Annotated in this window: 16 protein-coding genes; 2 read left to right on the top strand and 14 right to left on the bottom strand. The window is 53.8% G+C overall.

From position 1 onward, the window contains the following. Positions 1–49: 49 nt before the first annotated feature. Positions 50–1,261, top strand: coding sequence for an ADP-forming succinate--CoA ligase subunit beta (gene sucC, locus KK062_RS15300; protein ID WP_254085190.1), 1,212 nt, complete (start codon positions 50–52; stop codon positions 1,259–1,261). Positions 1,262–1,331: 70 nt separating this feature from the next. Next, on the top strand, positions 1,332–2,198 hold the full coding sequence (locus KK062_RS15295; RefSeq protein ID WP_254085189.1) for a DUF6089 family protein: 867 nt from the start codon (positions 1,332–1,334) through the stop codon (positions 2,196–2,198). 268 nt (positions 2,199–2,466) lie between these two features. On the opposite strand, the gene KK062_RS15290 is transcribed toward KK062_RS15295, so the two are convergent. The 14 genes from KK062_RS15290 to KK062_RS15225 form a co-directional block, all read right to left on the bottom strand. Further along, complete coding sequence (locus tag KK062_RS15290) at positions 2,467–4,368, bottom strand: polysaccharide biosynthesis protein (protein ID WP_254085188.1); 1,902 nt, start codon at positions 4,366–4,368, stop codon at positions 2,467–2,469. A gap of 21 nt (positions 4,369–4,389) precedes the next feature. Then, complete coding sequence (locus KK062_RS15285; RefSeq protein WP_254085187.1) at positions 4,390–4,590, bottom strand: hypothetical protein; 201 nt, start codon at positions 4,588–4,590, stop codon at positions 4,390–4,392. Positions 4,591–4,593: 3 nt separating this feature from the next. After that, the gene (locus KK062_RS15280) at positions 4,594–8,709 is read right to left on the bottom strand and encodes a T9SS type A sorting domain-containing protein (protein WP_254085186.1); all 4,116 of its coding nucleotides are present in this window, start codon (positions 8,707–8,709) and stop codon (positions 4,594–4,596) included. 66 nt (positions 8,710–8,775) lie between these two features. Further along, positions 8,776–9,924, bottom strand: a complete 1,149-nt coding sequence (locus KK062_RS15275; RefSeq protein ID WP_254085185.1) for an aminotransferase class I/II-fold pyridoxal phosphate-dependent enzyme — start codon at positions 9,922–9,924, stop codon at positions 8,776–8,778. Positions 9,925–10,029: 105 nt separating this feature from the next. After that, entirely contained in the window at positions 10,030–10,437 is a 408-nt protein-coding gene (locus tag KK062_RS15270) for an exosortase F system-associated membrane protein (RefSeq protein ID WP_254085184.1), read from the bottom strand. After that, positions 10,430–10,972 (bottom strand): exosortase family protein XrtF, encoded by a 543-nt coding sequence (xrtF, locus tag KK062_RS15265; protein WP_254085183.1) that lies wholly within the window; start codon positions 10,970–10,972, stop codon positions 10,430–10,432. Before xrtF ends, KK062_RS15270 begins: the two co-directional genes overlap by 8 nt. Then, on the bottom strand, positions 10,969–11,604 hold the full coding sequence (locus KK062_RS15260; RefSeq protein WP_254085182.1) for a NeuD/PglB/VioB family sugar acetyltransferase: 636 nt from the start codon (positions 11,602–11,604) through the stop codon (positions 10,969–10,971). The genes xrtF and KK062_RS15260 overlap by 4 nt, the downstream gene beginning before the upstream one ends. Beyond that, entirely contained in the window at positions 11,601–12,212 is a 612-nt protein-coding gene (locus KK062_RS15255) for an acetyltransferase (protein ID WP_254085181.1), read from the bottom strand. Before KK062_RS15255 ends, KK062_RS15260 begins: the two co-directional genes overlap by 4 nt. After that, positions 12,205–12,810 (bottom strand): sugar transferase, encoded by a 606-nt coding sequence (locus KK062_RS15250; RefSeq protein WP_254085180.1) that lies wholly within the window; start codon positions 12,808–12,810, stop codon positions 12,205–12,207. Before KK062_RS15250 ends, KK062_RS15255 begins: the two co-directional genes overlap by 8 nt. A 23-nt stretch (positions 12,811–12,833) precedes the next feature. Further along, entirely contained in the window at positions 12,834–14,024 is a 1,191-nt protein-coding gene (locus KK062_RS15245) for a glycosyltransferase family 4 protein (RefSeq protein ID WP_254085179.1), read from the bottom strand. Further along, on the bottom strand, positions 14,002–15,012 hold the full coding sequence (locus KK062_RS15240) for a polysaccharide deacetylase family protein (protein WP_254085178.1): 1,011 nt from the start codon (positions 15,010–15,012) through the stop codon (positions 14,002–14,004). The genes KK062_RS15245 and KK062_RS15240 overlap by 23 nt, the downstream gene beginning before the upstream one ends. Next, positions 15,009–16,226, bottom strand: a complete 1,218-nt coding sequence (locus tag KK062_RS15235; RefSeq protein ID WP_254085177.1) for a hypothetical protein — start codon at positions 16,224–16,226, stop codon at positions 15,009–15,011. The genes KK062_RS15240 and KK062_RS15235 overlap by 4 nt, the downstream gene beginning before the upstream one ends. A gap of 3 nt (positions 16,227–16,229) precedes the next feature. Continuing rightward, positions 16,230–17,219: a GNAT family N-acetyltransferase gene (locus tag KK062_RS15230; protein ID WP_254085176.1), complete on the bottom strand. Its 990-nt coding sequence runs from the start codon at positions 17,217–17,219 to the stop codon at positions 16,230–16,232. Between the two features lie 15 nt (positions 17,220–17,234). Continuing rightward, positions 17,235–18,359, bottom strand: a complete 1,125-nt coding sequence (locus KK062_RS15225; RefSeq protein WP_254085175.1) for a glycosyltransferase — start codon at positions 18,357–18,359, stop codon at positions 17,235–17,237. Between the last annotated feature and the right edge of the window lies 1 nt (position 18,360).

Genomic DNA, 18,360 nt, shown 5'->3' with positions numbered 1-18,360 from the left:
CTTGAAATAAAGCGGTAAATAAACTAGTTTCGCCCAAAACAAAAAATTCATGAACATACACGAGTACCAGGGCAAAGAGATTCTCAAGAAATATGGTGTAGCCGTTCAACGAGGCATTGTTGCCGACACGCCGGATAGTGCCACCCAGGCTGCCAAAGAATTGCAGGCAGAAACGGGCACAAAATGGTTTGTGGTAAAGTCTCAGATCCATGCTGGCGGCCGGGGTAAAGGTACCGTGAAAGAAACAGGCTCGAGAGGCGTTGTACTGGCCAAAGGGCTGGGCGAAGTAGCCGATAAAGTAAAAGCCATTCTGGGCGGTACACTGGTAACGATCCAGACCGGTCCCGAAGGAAAGAAAGTAAACAAAGTGCTCATTGCCGAAGATGTATACTATCCCGGTGATCTTGAGCCGAAAGAATATTATATGAGCATCCTGCTCGACCGCTCGAAAGGATGCCCGGTGATCATGGCCTCTACCGAAGGCGGTATGAACATCGAAGAGGTGGCCGAAACCCATCCGGAAAAGATCATTAAAGAGTGGATCGATCCCCTGTTGGGTCTCCAACCCTTTCAGGCACGCAAAGTAGCGTTCGCTTTGGGCTGGGAAGGCAACGCCTTCAAAGAGGGTGTAAAATTCATTCACTCTCTGTACAATGCATACCTCGGCCTCGACGCCGCAATGTTCGAGATCAACCCAGTGCTGAGAACTTCTGACGGCAAGATCCTGGCCGTGGACGCTAAAGTAAATTTGGACGACAACGCTCTTTATCGCCACAAAGACCTGGCTGAGCTGCGCGACATTACCGAAGAAGATCCGCTGGAAGTAGAAGCTGGTAAAGCCGGCCTGAACTATGTAAAGCTCGACGGTAACGTAGGCTGTATGGTAAACGGTGCCGGTCTGGCCATGGCCACCATGGACATTATTAAAATTTCAGGTGGCGAGCCTGCTAACTTCCTCGACGTGGGAGGTGGAGCAAACGCAGAAACAGTAGAAGCTGGTTTCCGGATCATCCTGAAAGACCCGAACGTAAAAGCCATTTTGATCAATATCTTTGGCGGTATTGTACGCTGCGATCGCGTTGCTAACGGCGTGGTAGAAGCATACAAAAAGATCGGCGACATCAAAGTACCGATCATTGTCCGTCTGCAAGGAACAAACGCGGAGGAAGGTGCGAAGATCATTGAACAATCAGGCCTGAAAGTGTTCTCCGCGATCGTGCTGAAAGATGCAGCACAGCGCGTAAAAGAGGTTCTAGCCTAGCAAATTATTTACTCCGGCGAGTTATTTGAGAATTGCCTATATTGAGGAAAAATTTGACCGGCCCTTGTTGATGAAAAGGTTTTTCACAATTTCGTTTATTGCTATCCTACTGCCTGTAGTCGCAGAGGCTCAGAGTTTCTATGCCATCCGAAAGAACCGGAACCTACTCGTTGGATTAGGTTCCGGTACTGCAAACTACTACGGTGAATTGGTGAACCCCGGTGAAACTGGCCGGTTAAAACCTAATATAGCCGTGAGTGGTGAATATTACCTGACCGATCGTATCAGCACACGCGCCTCCCTGACCTGGTTCCAGATCTCAGGCTCCGACGCCAAGGCCAACGACGATCGCCAGGAACGCAACCTATCATTCACTTCCGGCAACATCGAACTGTCCGTGGTGGGCGTCGTAAACCTGATGCCGATAGGCGCCCGGTTCTATCAGCGCTCCAAGCTGAACTTCTATGGCTTCATCGGTGTCGGTGCGCTCTACTTTAATCCCAAGGCTGAATATCAGGGCAAGAAGTATGCACTGCAACCCCTGCAGACAGAAGGCTCCAGCTATAGCCGTTTCGTACCGGTAGTGCCAATGGGCTTTGGCGCACGGATCAAGCTCGACCCGTTCTTTAATATTTTGGTCGAAGGCGGTTATCGTGCCACTTTCACCGATCACCTCGACGACATCAGCATCCGGCGCTACCCTGATGGCGCTACCTTGAAGAGCGACATCGCCAGGGCCCTCTCCGACCGCCGCGTCGAGATCGGCACACAGCCAAGTCGCCCCACAGAAATCGGCGTCCGTGGCAACCCGGAAAAGAACGACAATTATTTTATCGGCTCCGTTACATTGCAATACTATCTACCCCAGGAGATATTCAATGGGTCTAATAGAAAGCTGTATAACCGGAAACGTAAAGGGTATTACAAGCGTCGATAATACAGCGCTATCCAATATAAAACAAACGGACACCGGGTTTATAGCCCGGTGTTTTTTGTTTTACGCTAGGCGCGAGTGTTCACGCCGGGCATTAGGAGTTGGTCGGCGTAACCATGGTTGTTTATGGTTGCCCAGGTTACGACGGTACCGCTGGGGAATCGGGAGGCCCCCCATACTGGGCACAAGCCCCGACAAGCCGGTGTAAACAGACGGGGCTAAGACTTGCCAGCGCACTGTGCGCTCTTGTGCTAAAAGGATTTGTGATTTGTTACGGTGCGACGTCCAGTACCTGGAAGCGTGAGTAATTGCTCTTATACTCCGGCACGATCTCTTTCATCAATGTCACCATCTTGTGTTCATTGCGGTCGTGGATGAAGTCCTCGAGCAGGTCGAGGTTACGACAGATCTCATCGTATTGATATTCTGATACCTTCGCCTTCATGATCTTCTCATGGTGCGTTAGAATGGTATTCTCTTTGTCGTTCAGCAGCTCTTCATAGAGCTTCTCACCGTCGCGTAAACCGGTAAAGACAATTTCAATGTCCTTATTGAGCTCCTTACCCGACAGCATCACCATCTTCTTAGCCAGGTCATAAATCTTCATGGGCTTACCCATGTCGAAAATAAAGATCTCCCCCCCCTGCCCCATTACGCCGGCTTCGATCACCAGCTCGCAAGCTTCGGGTATGGTCATGAAGTAACGTGTAATGTCAGGGTGTGTCACCGTCAGCGGTCCTCCCTTCTGGATCTGTTCTTTAAAGATTGGAATTACGGAGCCATTCGAGCCTAACACGTTGCCAAAACGTGTTGTCACAAAAGAGGTCTTGCTCGCTTTACCCAACAGCTCGAGGTGGCGGTCCAGCGACTGTACGTAGATCTCGGCAATGCGCTTGGTGCAGCCCATGACGTTGGTGGGATTCACCGCCTTGTCCGTTGAGATCATGACAAACTTCTGCAATTTGAACTCTACGGCCAGGTCTGCCAGTTGGCGCGTACCGAAGATATTGACCGACACAGCCTCCGAGGGATTGCTCTCCATCAGCGGCACGTGCTTATACGCTGCTGCGTGGAAGAGTATTTGTGGGCGGTTCTCGCTAAAGATGCGATGCATGCGCACCTTGTTGCAGACGTCCGCTACAAACACGACAATGTTCGTTTGCAGGCTCTTGCTGGCCAGCTCGCGCTCAATTTCATATAGAGGCGACTCGGCCTGGTCGATGAGGATCAGTTTCTGCGGCTTGAAGCTGAGTGCCTGACGGGCGAGTTCCGAACCGATCGAGCCTGCGGCCCCGGTGATGCAAATGACTTTGCCTGTCAGATCGGCTTCGATCGCGCTGTTGTTCAACCGGATCACTTCGCGGCCCAGCAGATCTTCAATATTGACATCGCGAATCTCCTTCACGTCGAAGTTGTTGCGGATCCACTTCTCGAACGACGTTACGTAACTCACCCGCAACTGGTGGTTGAGCGCTTCGTCCACGATCTCGTTCTTACGGTCGATCGACAGCCGCTTGATGGCGATGATCAACTTCTTAGCCTTGAACTTTGCGGCCAGCTCGCCGAGTTTGTCGACGCTGTAGATTTTGATGCCATTGATGTCCTTGCCGTTTTTCTTCGGGTCGTCGTCGATAAAAGCCACCAACTTGTACTGCGAGGTCATATCAGACTCGAGCGCCTGCTTGGTCAGAAAACCTGCTACACCGGCGCCAAACACGATGACCGGCACCTTGGATCGATGCCCGCCCTTATAGAACGTAAATACGTTCTTTACCATCAGGCGGTATTGGTACAATAGCAGCGAGGATATAAAGAACGAGATAAAAACGACGGAGAAGGGAATGATATTCCGTCCGGCATTGTAGTGATAGATCAAATTGATCAGTACGATCAGGACCATGCTCAGGAGCTCGGTGCGCACGATGCGCAGACCGTCCTGGATGCCCGTATACCGGACTATGCCGGCGTAGCTCTTCGTCATAAACGTAGAGAACAAGGAGGCCAGCAAAAAGACGAGAATTCCGGGGAAAGGATTATACTCCAATACGATTGTCGTATCGAAGTTAAACCGCAACAGAAAGGCTAGCGAAACTGAAAAAAGGATCAGAAACTGATCGATCAGGATAACGATATAGCGCGGTAAAACCGTAAGCCTGTTAATGATTCTAATCAAAAAACTCGTTTTATTAGGTGACTACTCTTTCCTGGGTCGCTTTTTAAAAAGCTTATACCCTCCCAGTATGCCGCCCGACACCAGTAAGTATTCAAGCCCGGTAATGGGAACCTTATCGGGGTCGCCCCCGGGGTTTCCCGGCTGACCGAATACGTCCGGCGTAGCGCAGACTACAAGAAGGAGGAAAATTATAACAGAGAGGACCTTTTTCACAAAATTCATGAATTATTTCTTAATCAAGCGATAGCTCTTCTTAATCGTTTTTTTGTCTACTATCATTAAATACAGGCCGCTGCGCAGGGCGCTGACATCCACCGTGTAGATTGCCTGGCCGGGTACGACCGGCACGTCTGAAACAACCTGGCCCATGGCCGTCGTGAATTGAATGCCCTTTACGTCTGTATCGGTTACTTCCAATGTCAGCTGATCTCCTACCGGATTTGGGTAGGCTTTCACCAAAACGCCACCGTTTTCCTCAACCCCCCATCCCAGCAGTGCCTTTTCGACCATGACCGACGTGCTCAACGCAACCGGTGAACAACCACCCAATGCGCTAACTGTCAGCTTATTTGTGCCATCCTGTAAAGCGTTAGCCGGAAGAGCGAAGGCAATTTCCCGGCCGTTACCTTGTACCGGACCTGCAATAAGTGTTCCTGCCGTGTTTACCAGGGTATAGGATACATCGGTCGATGTTCCGGCCACGTTCACGGTGTAGGCCGTCGTGGCATTGTCTACCACTGCCGGGGCGGAAACAGACATTCCGGCCAGGACGTCGTCTGCCACGGTTACGCTAAAGCGGTGCGGATCTTTGGAACCTTCCTTCTCGTCGATAGTGAATGCGTAGATATTGCCTTTCAGGGCTACCGTCTTGCCAAGGTAGTGGTCGGTCAATAAGAATTGGTAACCACTGATCACTTTGGTATTCAGGGTAATGGTGTAGCTGCCTGCTGTCGCGTCCTTCATTTCCAATGGGAACGAGTCGTTGCAGTGCAGACCGCTTATCGCATTGATCGCCATGGCCCGATTGTCCGTGGCCAGGGTTGAAAAGCTGAACGTAGGATTATAGAGCTTGGGTGCATCCAGGCTGTCGAAACCCGGCAATGCTTCTGCTACCAGCTTGACATAGGCAGCATCATACTGTGAACCGTCTGACAGGGTCAGCGAGAACGAAGGGATTTCGATCGGTGCCCGTTCGCGGAAGAACTCAACCGTGTTTGTCACCTTCACGATCTCTTGCAGGCGCAACACCGGATTGGCGCTGGTCGCGCGTACAAAGAATGCCTGGCCAGGGGCAATTCGCCCGCTGGGAATATCGTTGGTCACGCCGGGTTCATAGTAGCGCATCATGCCCGTGCCATTGTCCATGATCGAAATGATAATGGACATGCGCGTGCGTGTCCAGCCGGTGACGTCCCAGTCGATGGTGGCGGGATAGGGGTTGCCCACCAGGTTCCAGCCGTTGGCATCGGTATTGGGGGTCGCCGTGTAGGTTACAGGAAAGGTAATTATCCCCTGGTTGATCGGGCCTGTGACGTCCACCACTGTCGGATTCGTGCACTCCCGAATATAAGCAGAATAGCCGACGCCGACCTGCAACGGGCTGTTGGTGCTAAAGGCACCGGCTACCGGATACGCCACATACCCGGCTTGTGTATCGCCTGTGGCGGCTTCATTGTAATAGAACATGGATGCCGTGGTGGTACGAACCACCTCGCCGCAAATCGTCTGCTGCGGGCTGGGATCTCTAAACCTGCCGGTAATCGGGAAATCGTCCATCCACTGCGCGACGGTGGCATTGGTCACCGGGCTGGAAAGATAGCGGTAGATACGTCCCTCGGGACTCATGTACCGCTCCACGGTCACGTCGCCGGAAACAGTATTGCCACTGGCTAACCGGTAAATGGCACCTTGTCCGGTAGCATCTGCCGCGTCGGAGGTCGAACGTACCACCAGATGGCCATTGGAGGCTAGAGTCTCGTTGGCCGAAGGGCTTACAAATTGGAGCAGGCCTGTCAGGTTTAGCGTGGAGCTAAGTTGTACACCCGCCCCGCCGGTTTTGGCAATGTTGATGTTGGAGATCGGTACACCACCCGCTGATATCGTCTGCGCGTTGCTTCCTCCCAGGATCACTGTGGTCGTGCCCTGGTCAAACGTAGCGCCGGGTTGGAAAGTGATGTCACCCGTAACAGTCGCGTTGCGCGTAAGGGTCAGGGACCTGGCTGTATTCAACTGGATGTTGTTAAACGTCGGACTGATGGCACCTGATGCCACCGTGTTTCCGTCGAAGATCACCGTGCCGGTGCCCGGTGCAAATTGACCGGTGTTATCCAGCAACCAGCTGGAGCCTTTCATGGTGATCGTAAATGCGCCTGACAGCAGCGTGCCGCGGGTAACAGCAAGCGTACCATTGATGGTAATCGATTTGTCCAGTTGCACACTGTTTTGATCGCGTGCCGGTCTGACCGTCAAGTCGCCCAGGGCGGTAGCATCGGTAGGAAGCTCAAGACCGGTCTCCATGGGCACAAATGGCCCGGATGCCGGCGTCACTGTGCGGTAATATACGTTGTAAGTGCCGGTGACAACCGGTGACACACCGACTAACGAGGCGGTGTTGTCGCGGTAGATGGTCGCGTGGTTACGCATTGTCAGACCGGAAGTATTTGTAAAGACACCGTTGGTCAGGTTGAATAACGAATCCACCTGGAGCGTACTGTTCAAGGTCACGCCGGCGTCCACTCCTGTGCGGTTCAGCGTCAGAATGCCTACGTGTGCAGCAGAAGGCGTAAATACCAGGGTACCTGCCGAGCCGCCTGTCGTTCCCCCGATGGTTAGCTTTGACAAAGCAGTACCCGCGAGTCCCCCGCCTGTACTGGCTATCGTGCCATTCATTGTCAGCAGGTGGTTGCTCAGGTCCAGGCTTCCGCTGTTTAATGTGAGTGCACCATTGATTGTGACGTTCGAAGTAAGTGTTACGCCATTTGGATTATCAATGACGGTGGTGGCATCAGCGCCCGCAGGCTGGCCATTACCCATGTGTTGAGGACCTGTACCACTATACACTACGCGCGAACCAGGCAGGTATGTGCGGTACGTATTGTTGGTACGAATATTCCCGGCCGTACTCACGGTTTGAATCGCTCCATTCGGATCCAAAGAACCGACGATGATCGTGCCCGCCAGGCGGAATGTGGCCGGCGACGAGCTGATTACCGGCGATGTGCCTACATTCAGCACTGTGGTGGGACTGATGTAATAATTCAGGTATCCGGTGATCGTGCCCGTATTGGCGAACGTACGCAGACCGCTTCCCACGAACCGCAGTGTGGCCTGCGTGGGATTGGCGCCCAGCTCGTCGATGCGGCCGGCGATCAAATTAAAGTTTCCGGAGAAGTTTACTGTAGCCACGCCCGTTGTGCCCGCGTTGGCCAGGTGAAGACGGCCATTGTTGGTGGCATTCATGGTGAAATCTCCGTGAATGTTCAGTGTGGTGTTTCCGGTATAGGTAAGGTATGAGCCGGCGGTATGGGCCGAGTTGAAGGCAAAATTGCCCTGCACCGTCACAATGGCGGCATTGCCCGTGGTGGCAAAAACGAAGCGACCTACAACAGCCGTAAAATTGCCCTGGATGGTAATGGCCTGGTTCTGATTCGTACTCAGCTGCAGGATCCCGGTACCGGTATGCTGCATCGTGAAGTTACCCCGGATGGTCCGCAGGTTGTTGGCATAGTCTACTGTACTCCTGGAGCCGGAACAGTTATAGATAAAGTTCCCGATCGACTGATTCCAACTGGCGTCGGCTGTGAGTGGCGTCGTGCTGGTATAGCCTTGAACGACTACTGTTGACGTGGTGGCCCAGGTTGCATAGGGCAACGTGCCGAAGGTGGTCGTGTAGCCGTGGCGATACTCGGAGCCCGCCAGGAACGAAAAGCGCGCAGCATCATTCTGGCTGTCGATCGTTGATAAGTTGTTTCGCTGGAAAACACCCGACACCTGTACCTGTGCCCCGGGACTGACGGTAAGGTCGGTACCGAGGGTGCCATGTGCCAGCGTCAAATGACCACCGGCCGCGATGACCAGCGTGCTATTGACAATCAGTTGATCGGCAGCAACGGTAGCGCCGGAGGGAACCGTCACTGTGTGTCCGGCCTGTAGGGTAATTATACCGGAGGCATTGGTCGGAGGTGAAGCCGGCAGCCAGCTGGTACCGTTGTACCGTTGCCAGGTAGCTGCAGTATTCCAGTTTCCGGAACCCGTCGTGCGGTAATCCCCTGCCGACTGTCCCATGGTGGTTTGCTGAAGGGTTAGGATCAGCAAAACTGTATATACAGGCCAAAGTCTCATACATGTAATGTTTAAAGCCACTAGTGCAAAATTATGGAAAATTCCCGATTATAAACTCAATCTGGATCAGCTGAGTGCAGGATTTGTAACCTGTAACTTCAGGATGGTTTCCATAATCTGCAAATATTGATCCTCAGTCGTGTTAGTGCCCGACGGGAGGCAAAGTCCCGCGCGGAACAGTTCTTCCGATACGCCGGTACTGTACGAAGGAACGTTCTTAAACACCGGTTGCACGTGCATAGGCTTCCAAAGGGGCCTGCTTTCGATGTTTTTAGCCTCTAAAGCCAGGCGAATAGTCTCCGCAGAGAAACCGGCCTGCTGTTCGTCGACAAGAATAGTCGTCAGCCAGCGGTTCGAAAAATATCCCGCCGGCTCCGGTAAAAATCCGATTCCGGGAATATTTTCCAGAGCCTTGCGATACATGTTGTAAATCTTTCGTTTTTGCCCGACGCGAGTATCCAGGATTTCCATCTGGCCCCGGCCAATCCCCGCGCAAACATTGCTGAGGCGATAATTAAACCCAATATGGCTATGCTCATAGTGCGGCGCAGGATCACGCGCCTGGGTGGACAGGAATTTAGCCTGCTGAATCCACGCCGCGTTGCGGGCTACCAGCGCGCCGCCGCCGGAGGTTGTAATGATCTTATTCCCGTTAAAGGAATAAATGCCCATGTCGCCGAAGGTGCCCAATTTCTTACCCTGGTATGTCGATCCAAGGGCCTCCGCCGCGTCTTCAATGACGGGGATTTCGTGCCGTCGGGCAACGTCCATGATGGCCTCGATCTGTGCCGGCATGCCGTACAGGTGCACGGCAATGATCGCCTTTGGTTTACGGCCGGTTTTCTTTTGGCGGTCGAGGATCGCCTCTTCCAGCAGTACGGGGTCCAGGTTCCAGGTCAGTCGCTCGGAATCCACAAAGACCGGTACCGCGCCCTGGTAAGCAATGGGGTTACAAGAACCAGAGAACGTAAAGGACGAGCAGATCACCTCGTCGCCAGCCTTGACACCCAAAATAATCAGGGCCAGGTGAATGGCCGCTGTACCCGAGCTCAGGGCTGCACAATGGGAAATATCATTATAGTTAGCAAGTGCCTCTTCAAAGGCCGCGATGTGCGGGCCTACGGGCGAGATCCAGTTGGTGTCGAACGCCTCTTGTACATACCTGACCTCCGCTCCTCCCATGTGTGGAGACGACAACCATATTTTTTCCTTCATCTTCGTTATATCAATAATAGACAGAGTGTCCTTGCCACCGCGGCTGCGGACCTGCAAATATATGGATTTAAAGACCAAATACGGCTATGTGTGTGTGTAAAAGCGTCATACCGATCGGTTACGCTGGTAGTAAAAAGCCGGGATCAGCAACAACAGCAACGTGGGATTCAGAATGAGCCGGTGCAGGTACGAGATCAGCGGGCCATTGTATGACGGAAAGTATAGCTTCAGGACAAAGTATGGCACTAAAAACAAAGCTGTGCCGGCCAGCTGCGTCCAGAGTGCAAAGACGACGTACTTGCGTTCGTAAAACAATGCGTACAACAGCCCGATGGCCAACAGGTCATTCAACAGGAATCGCACCGTGCGGTTGATCAGGAATTTGTGCACGGGCACCGTCGCCAATTGCAACGCTCCCGCGACATCCAGGCGTTGAAACAAAAAGACCAGCACCAGGCCGGCGCCGCAAACCACGCCGATCAACCATCGTGCTGTCAGGTCCTGTTTAGGCATGGGCCGTCTGCCGGGTAAATTTCCGGATCCATATCAGCCACAGCCCGAAGATCACCGCATAAAGAAATGCCGTGAAGAGATATTTGTGCACAAAGTACATGGCGTCGGGCAGAAACCGAGATACAAAAAATAGCAGGCTGATGCGCACCAGGTTCATCAGGTGGACCACCACGATTCCCATGGGTATAAACCACAACATTTGTTTACGCCAGGGGCCGAACGCTACGATGAAGGCCAGGAACATCAGCATTGCGTTGACGCCGCTGCAGCCCTCATACACTGCCAGAATCGCTTGCTTTTCAAATGTGAGGTTGGTAATCGGCTGACGATAATGGTCTTCTGTCGTGACGTTCCAACCCGTCGCACGCAACACGGCCGCAGTCTGCACCGTGACGGTATGGGTAATGGGATCGGGCTTTGGATGGTACGCCGTAATATAAACGCCGTACAGCATGTTCGTCAGCACATACAAGCCGACAAAGCGCAGCAGAAAAAAGATGGTAGGACGGAACTCGGCAAACGAAAAGTTTTTCATCGCACCAGGGGTTTAGCGGGTACACCGGCCACGGTTATACCGGCCGGTACGTCACGCACGACCACGGCCCCCATGCCTACCACGCTGCCTGCGCCAACAACAACATTATTGCGCACGTTGGCGCCCGATCCGATAAAGGTCGAGGCTTCGATCTTTACTCTTCCGGAGATATTTACCCCGGGCATGACAGAGGTATAGTCGTCGAGCACGGCATCGTGCCCGACGGTAACATTCAGATTCAGCAATACATGATTACCCAGGGTGATGTCCGTCGTCAGTATACAGCCGGCGGTAATTATACAGCCTACGCCGCACTGAATCGCGGCCCGGTTTTGTAAGATCGCCGCGGGGTGAATAATGATCGGGTACCGTACATGCGGATTGACAATACTGCGCACGAGCGCCGCCTTGCTATGCGGATCGCCAATGCCAATCACGACATCGATCGGTCCCGGGTAGAGGTTCAGAAATTCCAGTCCGCCTTTTACCACCAACCCGTGCATCACTACCTGCCCGGCAGGTACGTTGTCATCCAAAAAACCTTCGGGTGACCACTCCGGCAACGCCAGCAGCAGCGACATGACCTCGCGGCCCAGGCCCCCGGCCCCGTATATGAGCAGTGGCTTTTTCATGCTACGTTAGTATACTTGATGACCCGGGCGGGATTTCCGACGGCGACGGCATAGTCGGGTACATCGCGTGTGACCACGGCGCCCGCGCCAATCGTTGCCCAGGCTCCTATTTTCCGTCCGGGGATCACCACGGCCCCGGCACCGATAAACGTACCTTCGCCGACCGTTACCGTGCCGCAGAGAACGGTACCGGGGGCAATGTGTACATAGTCGTCGATGATGCAATCGTGGTCTACACGCACCCCGGTGTTGAGAATACAGTGATTACCGATCCGGGCCTGTGCCTGGATGATGACCCCGTGCAAGATCATATTGCCTTCACCCCACGAAGCGCGGGGCGATGCAATGACAGAAGGATGGACGGCATTGGTATAGCCATGCCGGGTGATGGCCGCCACACGCTTACGCACCCCGTTATTTCCGATGGCGATCAACGCGCGGGCGTCCGGCATAAACGACGGATCGTATACGCCACGCTGCGGCACGCCCCACAGGTCGCCACTATAGTTGGGATCGAACAAGGCCTTCACCTGCAGTCCTTGCGCCTGCAGACAATCCAGCACGACGCGGGCGTGCTCGCCACCGCCTTGTATGATCACGTTAGTCATTGCCCATAAATTTTTCCATGGTCACGGACGTATCGCTGCTGATGCCCTCGGCCTTGAATACTTTCATGACCGTTAAAAATAAGATTTTAATGTCTAATGCCGCGGATAGATTGTCTACATACCACACATCGTAGGCAAACTTCTGCTGCCATGCAATGGCGTTGCGTCCGTTTACCTGCGCCCAACCCGTAATGCCCGGCCGTACATCGTGTCGGCGGCGCTGCTCGGCACTATACCGCGGCAGGTATTCGACCAGCAGCGGGCGCGGCCCCACCAGTGACATATCACCCTTCAAAACATTCATTAACTGCGGCAGCTCGTCCAGCGACGTTTTCCGTATAAAGCGGCCAGCCGCCGTGAGCCGGTCGGCATCGGGCAGCAATGCGCCCTGCGCATTGCGCGCATCGGTCATGGTTTTGAACTTGATGACGGTAAAGATCCTTCCCCCCTTGCCGGGGCGCGGTTGCAGAAACCAAATTTTGCCGCGGTTCACGATGGCCAGCGCCACCATCGATCCCAGGATTAGCGGCGAGGCCAGCAGCAGGCTCACGAACGCGACAAAAACATCAAATAAAGGTTTGATAACAGCTCGGTACACGTAACTCGTAATTTACGGCGAAGTTAAGCGGATGCACCCAACAGCGGAACTTTTTGATGTGCTACCTGACGATAATATTCCTCCCGCAGGGCCGTCCAGACATATTGTTGATCAAAATTGGCGACCACATACTCCCGTGCCGCGACCGAAAAGGCCTGGCGCAGGGTCACATCGCGCATCAACCTATGCATGCCGGTATACAGCGCTTCGGCATCTTTTGGTTTGACGATCAACCCGGTTTCGCCCTGACGGATGATCTCGTTACAGCCATTGATATCGGAAACAACACTCGGCACTTCCAGGCAGCATGCCTGCATGACCACGTTGGGGAACCCTTCGCGGTAGCTGGGAAACACAAACACATCCGAGGCCATGATCCAGGGCTTTACATCATTTTGGAAACCCGCCAGTATCACGCGTGGGTCTTGCTGCAAAAAAGCGTAGTCCTCTGGCGTAAGCGGATCCAAATCCTGCTCAAAGGAACCGATCAACAACAGGAAGAGGCGTTCCGAAGAAGTATCCGACAGCCGCCGGAATGCGCGTATCAATTCGCCGATGCCTTTGTCCCGGACAATGCGTCCCACAAAAGAAAAGACTACATCTTCCGGCTGAATGCCGTACCGCTGGCGGATGGCCACGGCTTCGGCCGCCATCACCGGCGTACGTTTAAAAACCGATGTATCGATGCCGTTGGTGCTCCCCCGCCCGATGATCGTCAGCTTTCGCGGCGATACGCGCAAAGACTGCTCGATAAAATCCTTTAACCCACCGGCATTGGGATATACCCGGTGCGCACAAGCGTAGGTAACCTTTTCGGCAATTTCCAGTATAGCGCGTTTTATCCCGGTTGCTTCCATCAGCGGCAAGCCCGCCACGGTATGCATGCGCACCGGTACGCGGCAAAGCCACGCCGCCAGCATGCCCAGCAGGCCGGCTTTGGGGGTATGGGTATGCACAATGTGAGGACGGGTTTGCCGCATGATGCGGATCATCTGCCAGAGGCAAACCAAATCTTGTAATGGCGTAATCTTGCGCGTCATCGGTACCACGTGATGTTTGGCACCTTCTTGTAAGACGTCCTGTGTCTCTTTGCCCGGCGCGCTCATCGTGTGCACATCGAAGCCATGCGCCAGCATATACCGGAACTGTCCCCGCAGTAAAACATGTAGCGAAATCGGAACGGTAGTGATTCTAAGCAGTCTGATCTTTTCCATGTATCTGGTAAATAAGGTCTGCCGTCTCCCCCATCGTCAGACTGCTCATGTTATAGCGCTTGCGGCAATAGTCGAAATGTTGCAGGATCTTTTCCAAGCCATTCATACTTTGCTCGGGATAGTTGCCAAAGTTATGTGGGTGCCACCACAGGTGATAGACCTCGTTGTTACGTGCCGCCCGTTCCATCTCCCGGCAAATGCGATTGATCTTCATGTCGTTCAGGAAATACTCGCCCGGATCGTAGGGGCGCAGCAGGCGGCTGGCCGGCAGACAAAGCGGCAGGCCCGGCTGCACGGGGAGGCTCGCCAAGTCGTAGGTATTTTTTCTTCCCAGCGGTATATATGCATCCGCGCCCCGGTTGAGTCGTTTCCATCGCGACTCGTTCTGGGTGCTGCGAATGTTCCAGAACCAGTCGCGCGGGTTATCGCGTACGGCCGTGAAGCCTTCTTCATAGCATACCCGCAGGTAGTCTTCATTAAACTGGTTGCGTGGAAAGACGAGCGACGTCAGGCGTGTGTTGTACAAGGCTGCGGTGCGTTGGGCGGCCTGCAGGTCGGCCCGGAATTGTGCTATAGTCTGGCCCGCTTCATTGCAGTAATAATGCGAAAAGGTGTGTGATCCCAGTTCCTGGTGAGGTGTGTTTAATATCTCTTTGACCAGCGACGCGGCAAAGTGAAACGGGTCGGTGGACTCATCCTCGCCGAGACCCGATTGCTGAATGTAGTGATATGCCGACAGCGCCGGCTGCACGTACGCCGGCCGCTCGGTGGGATGGAGACGCTCGGCCTCCTGGCGGGTGGTGTGCATCAGCATCCCGACCGTCGCCCAGGTGACGTGCACGTCGTATTGTTGAAAAGTCCGCAGCATCCAGGGAATGGTCTTGCGGGTATTCAAAAAGTATTGGCGATACTGCTGCAACGGCCACTTTTCAAAGCCGCCCCAGTGGAGCTCAAAATCCAGTGAGATTGTAAATAATCCGTTTTTCATGCAGAAGATGGAACACTACCTTTTTTCATGCGCTCGGTGCGCAACCGTTGTAATTGCTGTGCCCGCCACACCTGTTGCCGCTGACTATCCAGAAAGGCCAGTACGACAAACATCAACAAAATCATGACCTGGCTTTTTTGCCGCATGGCCAGGCCCAGGTTACCCGCGATCTGCGCCAGCGCAATGGAGATCGTCATCAGACTTAAAAAGGCCGACTTGACTAGAAAGTTTCCCGTGAACAGAAACCGCAAACCACGCAGGTTGCCAACCACCTTCCAGGACATGATAACATAAAAGACGTTCTCGAATGAAACAATCAGCCCCAGCGCGCCCGGCGCATCGACAAACAACGGCCGGTACATAAAGGTAAAGACTTGCATGGGCAGGCTATACTGCGTAATGTCGACGCCCGATGCCGCCTTTGTCAACTTGCTTGCGCGGCCCGTCATATCCAGCCCTTGCGTCAGAAATTGCTCCTCATCGATCCCGACCAGGCTCAGCACATCGCGGTAGATAAAAAAGAAGGCTACGGATGCTCCCAGTAAAAATGTTACACGCACGGCCACGCTCACCCCTTTTGAGGAAAAGATAAAGCCCATGGCCCCCGATACCAGCATCACCAGCATCACATGCGGCCGCACGTGATAGGTCACTACTGCGCCGATGATCAGCGCGATGTACCGCTTGCGCACATTGCTGATCCCGAAAAAGAACAGGCCGATCCCCATAAAGATGATAGAGCCTTTGCCGAGGGATGACGACCAGAAGTGCAGGTTGGGCAGGAAGAACGTCAGGGTAAGCAAATTATACCCCATGAAATAATGAGTAAACCGAATGTTCTCCCGGAAAAAAACGTAGAAGTATAAAAAGCCGATATATCCAAAAATCGAAAATAGGGCCATCATGGAATAAAACGAAAAACCCAGGTAGTGTATAAACGGATAGGCTATCCACTCGATAAACGTGGTGCTGGTCCCATAAAAATCCATCCAGGTATCGCCGCGGAAATTCGAGCGTACTTTTTCGTAGTACGCTTTCGAATCAGACGGGTTAAAGGCGATATAAGCAAAATAAACCAGGGAGAGCAGTACGTGGTATCCGTACATTTTTTTGAGCAGGCCGGTATCCACAAAGGCATACCGCTTCTTTATCGCTCCGATCCACGCGAAGCAAATGACGGCACCTATTGCAAATATCAGTAATCCCCCCAGCATCGTTTAAAATAGTTCAAGATCTCCTACAGACGGAGCCCATGCCTGGAAGTCATGCAGGCGGGCCGTCGTGTCACCACCCAGGTCGCGCACCACTACTGTGGGCCCGATCTTCATTCCACGCCCCGTCAACAATCCTTGCACCATACCCCGGGCATGAACGCCCGAGATCGTTACATAATCTGCACGGTGCAGGGCTACTTTTTCAGCAATCGCCCGGCGCACCTGCTTCGTGTCTGCCTGGTCGCTCAGAAATACGTCGGTGATACGAAATTCATTGCCTGCCTTCGACGGCTTTATACGATAAAATACCAGTGCGTCCAGGGTATTGCCCCGTGTCACGCCACAGGCGAAATAACGCGCCACCGGCACATCGCGGTAACGCCATGCCAGCGACCGCGGCGTATGCGCGGTAACGATCTGCGCGGGGTGGAACCTGTCCTGCTGCTTCAGCAGGGCTTCCAGCCCTGGATGCTCCAGGTATCCGGCCAGGGAGTGGTCATTTCCTGCGACGGGTGTAGTCCGACGAAGGCTCAGCACGTTGCAGGCCATCGAAACGGGCCGCACTGCACGGAGATCGATGGGCAACTTGCCCGCCTCGCTCCATCCCATTTTCAGATACCCCGGCTTGCTGCTTTTATTCGGCGTGTTATAGACAAAATGATAGCCCCGCTGCCGGCTTTGCTCGAGCGCAGCCTGGGTGAGCTTGCTGAAGATACCCCGCCGCTGGTACTGGGGATGTGTGGCTGTATCGACAGGGCGGACAGCGTCGAGCAACTGTCCGTCGGCCTTCCACTGCCAGCGCATAAAAGCACGCAGACCAACCAGCGTGTCGCCTTCGCAGCTCAGCATCACCAACGATGCTCCAAAGGGATTATCCTGGTGCTTCCAACGCCAATAGGCCTCCGACTTCGGCATCAGGCTTTCGCCCAGGCTTATCTTTAATAACGCCACAATCGAGGGAATATCACCCTCCGTAGCCTCCCGGATAATCATAGATTAAATACCTCTTTATCGCTTCACAAAATCGTGATAAACCTCCTCCAGCGCAGCCACCATCGTCTCCATGCTGAACGACTCTTCTATGCGTTTCCGCCCCTGCGCCGCCAATCGCTGCCGCCGCGGCACATCGCGCAAAAGAATCTGTGCAAAACTAACCAATTTCATAGGTTCGTCTACACTACACAGCAGTCCATCCTCTTCCTGGCGGATAACTTCCTTGATACCGCCGGCATCGGTTGATACAATGGCACATCCCGACGCCATCGCCTCTAACAATGCAATCGGCAAGCCTTCAAAAATCGAGCTCATCATATAAAGGTCGAACGCCGCCAGGTACGGGCGAACCTCCGTTTGCACGCCGGCAAAGTGTACGTTCTTCTCCAAGCCCAATTGCAACCGTTTTTCTTCCAGCTGCGGCCGTAGCGGTCCGTCGCCCACCAGCACAAAGTGCGTCTGTGGCGCATCCTTCAGGATTTTGGCGGCCACCTCGAGCCATACGTCCAGGCGCTTCTGAAACCGGAACACCGCAATCGTACCAATGACCGGAGAATCGGCCGGTATCCCTAGCTGCGCACGCACTTCCGCACCGCCGGTGGCATGCGGGACAAAGCGCTCGGTATTGACGCCGTTCAGAATGGTCATAAGCGGCGTCTTCAGGTGCCGCTTATGCTTGCGAATGGACTCTTCCACATCCTGCGAAACGGCAATGATCCGTCCCTGCAAATTCATCGTGGACAGGTTCATGAGCCGCGTGGCGACATGGTACCGTTCCTGCTTGTTATGTTCGGTATAGATCACCGGCACGCTGGTCATTTTGCCCGCCAGCCGTGCCACGATACCCGCCCACGGCAGGTGCGCGTGCACCAGCTCAATCTTATGTTGCCGTATATAGCGGGCCAGTGCCCGGGCTTTAAGCACGAGTTGTATATTGTTCCCGGCAGGCAGGCACGTCACCTTGCCGCCGTTGTCTTCGATGGTGCTGACCATGGCCGTCTTCCACGGAAGAAAGAAGATATAGTGAAAATCGAATGTCTCCCGGTCGTGCAGGCGCAACGTCTCCGGCAGCAGCATCTCAGCTCCCCCCCTGCCCAGCGATTTGATCACATGCAGAACCCGTATCTTTTCCTTTTTCATA

This window comes from Dawidia cretensis, from assembly GCF_018598175.1.
Lineage (GTDB): Bacteria > Bacteroidota > Bacteroidia > Cytophagales > Cyclobacteriaceae > Ohtaekwangia > Ohtaekwangia cretensis.
Note: the sequence above shows the minus strand (reverse complement) of the source record. Positions and strands in the feature narration are given on the sequence as shown.

Bases quoted from the DNA above. Each gene is read 5' to 3' on its own strand.
- sucC (WP_254085190.1), top strand. From the start codon at position 50: ATGAACATACACGAGTACCAGGGCAAAGAGATTCTCAAGAAATATGGT.
- KK062_RS15295 (WP_254085189.1), top strand. From the start codon at position 1,332: ATGAAAAGGTTTTTCACAATTTCGTTTATTGCTATCCTACTGCCTGTA.
- KK062_RS15285 (WP_254085187.1), bottom strand. From the start codon at position 4,590: ATGAATTTTGTGAAAAAGGTCCTCTCTGTTATAATTTTCCTCCTTCTT.
- KK062_RS15280 (WP_254085186.1), bottom strand. From the start codon at position 8,709: ATGAGACTTTGGCCTGTATATACAGTTTTGCTGATCCTAACCCTTCAG.
- KK062_RS15275 (WP_254085185.1), bottom strand. From the start codon at position 9,924: ATGAAGGAAAAAATATGGTTGTCGTCTCCACACATGGGAGGAGCGGAG.
- KK062_RS15270 (WP_254085184.1), bottom strand. From the start codon at position 10,437: ATGCCTAAACAGGACCTGACAGCACGATGGTTGATCGGCGTGGTTTGC.
- xrtF (WP_254085183.1), bottom strand. From the start codon at position 10,972: ATGAAAAACTTTTCGTTTGCCGAGTTCCGTCCTACCATCTTTTTTCTG.
- KK062_RS15260 (WP_254085182.1), bottom strand. From the start codon at position 11,604: ATGAAAAAGCCACTGCTCATATACGGGGCCGGGGGCCTGGGCCGCGAG.
- KK062_RS15255 (WP_254085181.1), bottom strand. From the start codon at position 12,212: ATGACTAACGTGATCATACAAGGCGGTGGCGAGCACGCCCGCGTCGTG.
- KK062_RS15245 (WP_254085179.1), bottom strand. From the start codon at position 14,024: ATGGAAAAGATCAGACTGCTTAGAATCACTACCGTTCCGATTTCGCTA.
- KK062_RS15240 (WP_254085178.1), bottom strand. From the start codon at position 15,012: ATGAAAAACGGATTATTTACAATCTCACTGGATTTTGAGCTCCACTGG.
- KK062_RS15235 (WP_254085177.1), bottom strand. From the start codon at position 16,226: ATGCTGGGGGGATTACTGATATTTGCAATAGGTGCCGTCATTTGCTTC.
- KK062_RS15230 (WP_254085176.1), bottom strand. From the start codon at position 17,219: ATGATTATCCGGGAGGCTACGGAGGGTGATATTCCCTCGATTGTGGCG.
- KK062_RS15225 (WP_254085175.1), bottom strand. From the start codon at position 18,359: ATGAAAAAGGAAAAGATACGGGTTCTGCATGTGATCAAATCGCTGGGC.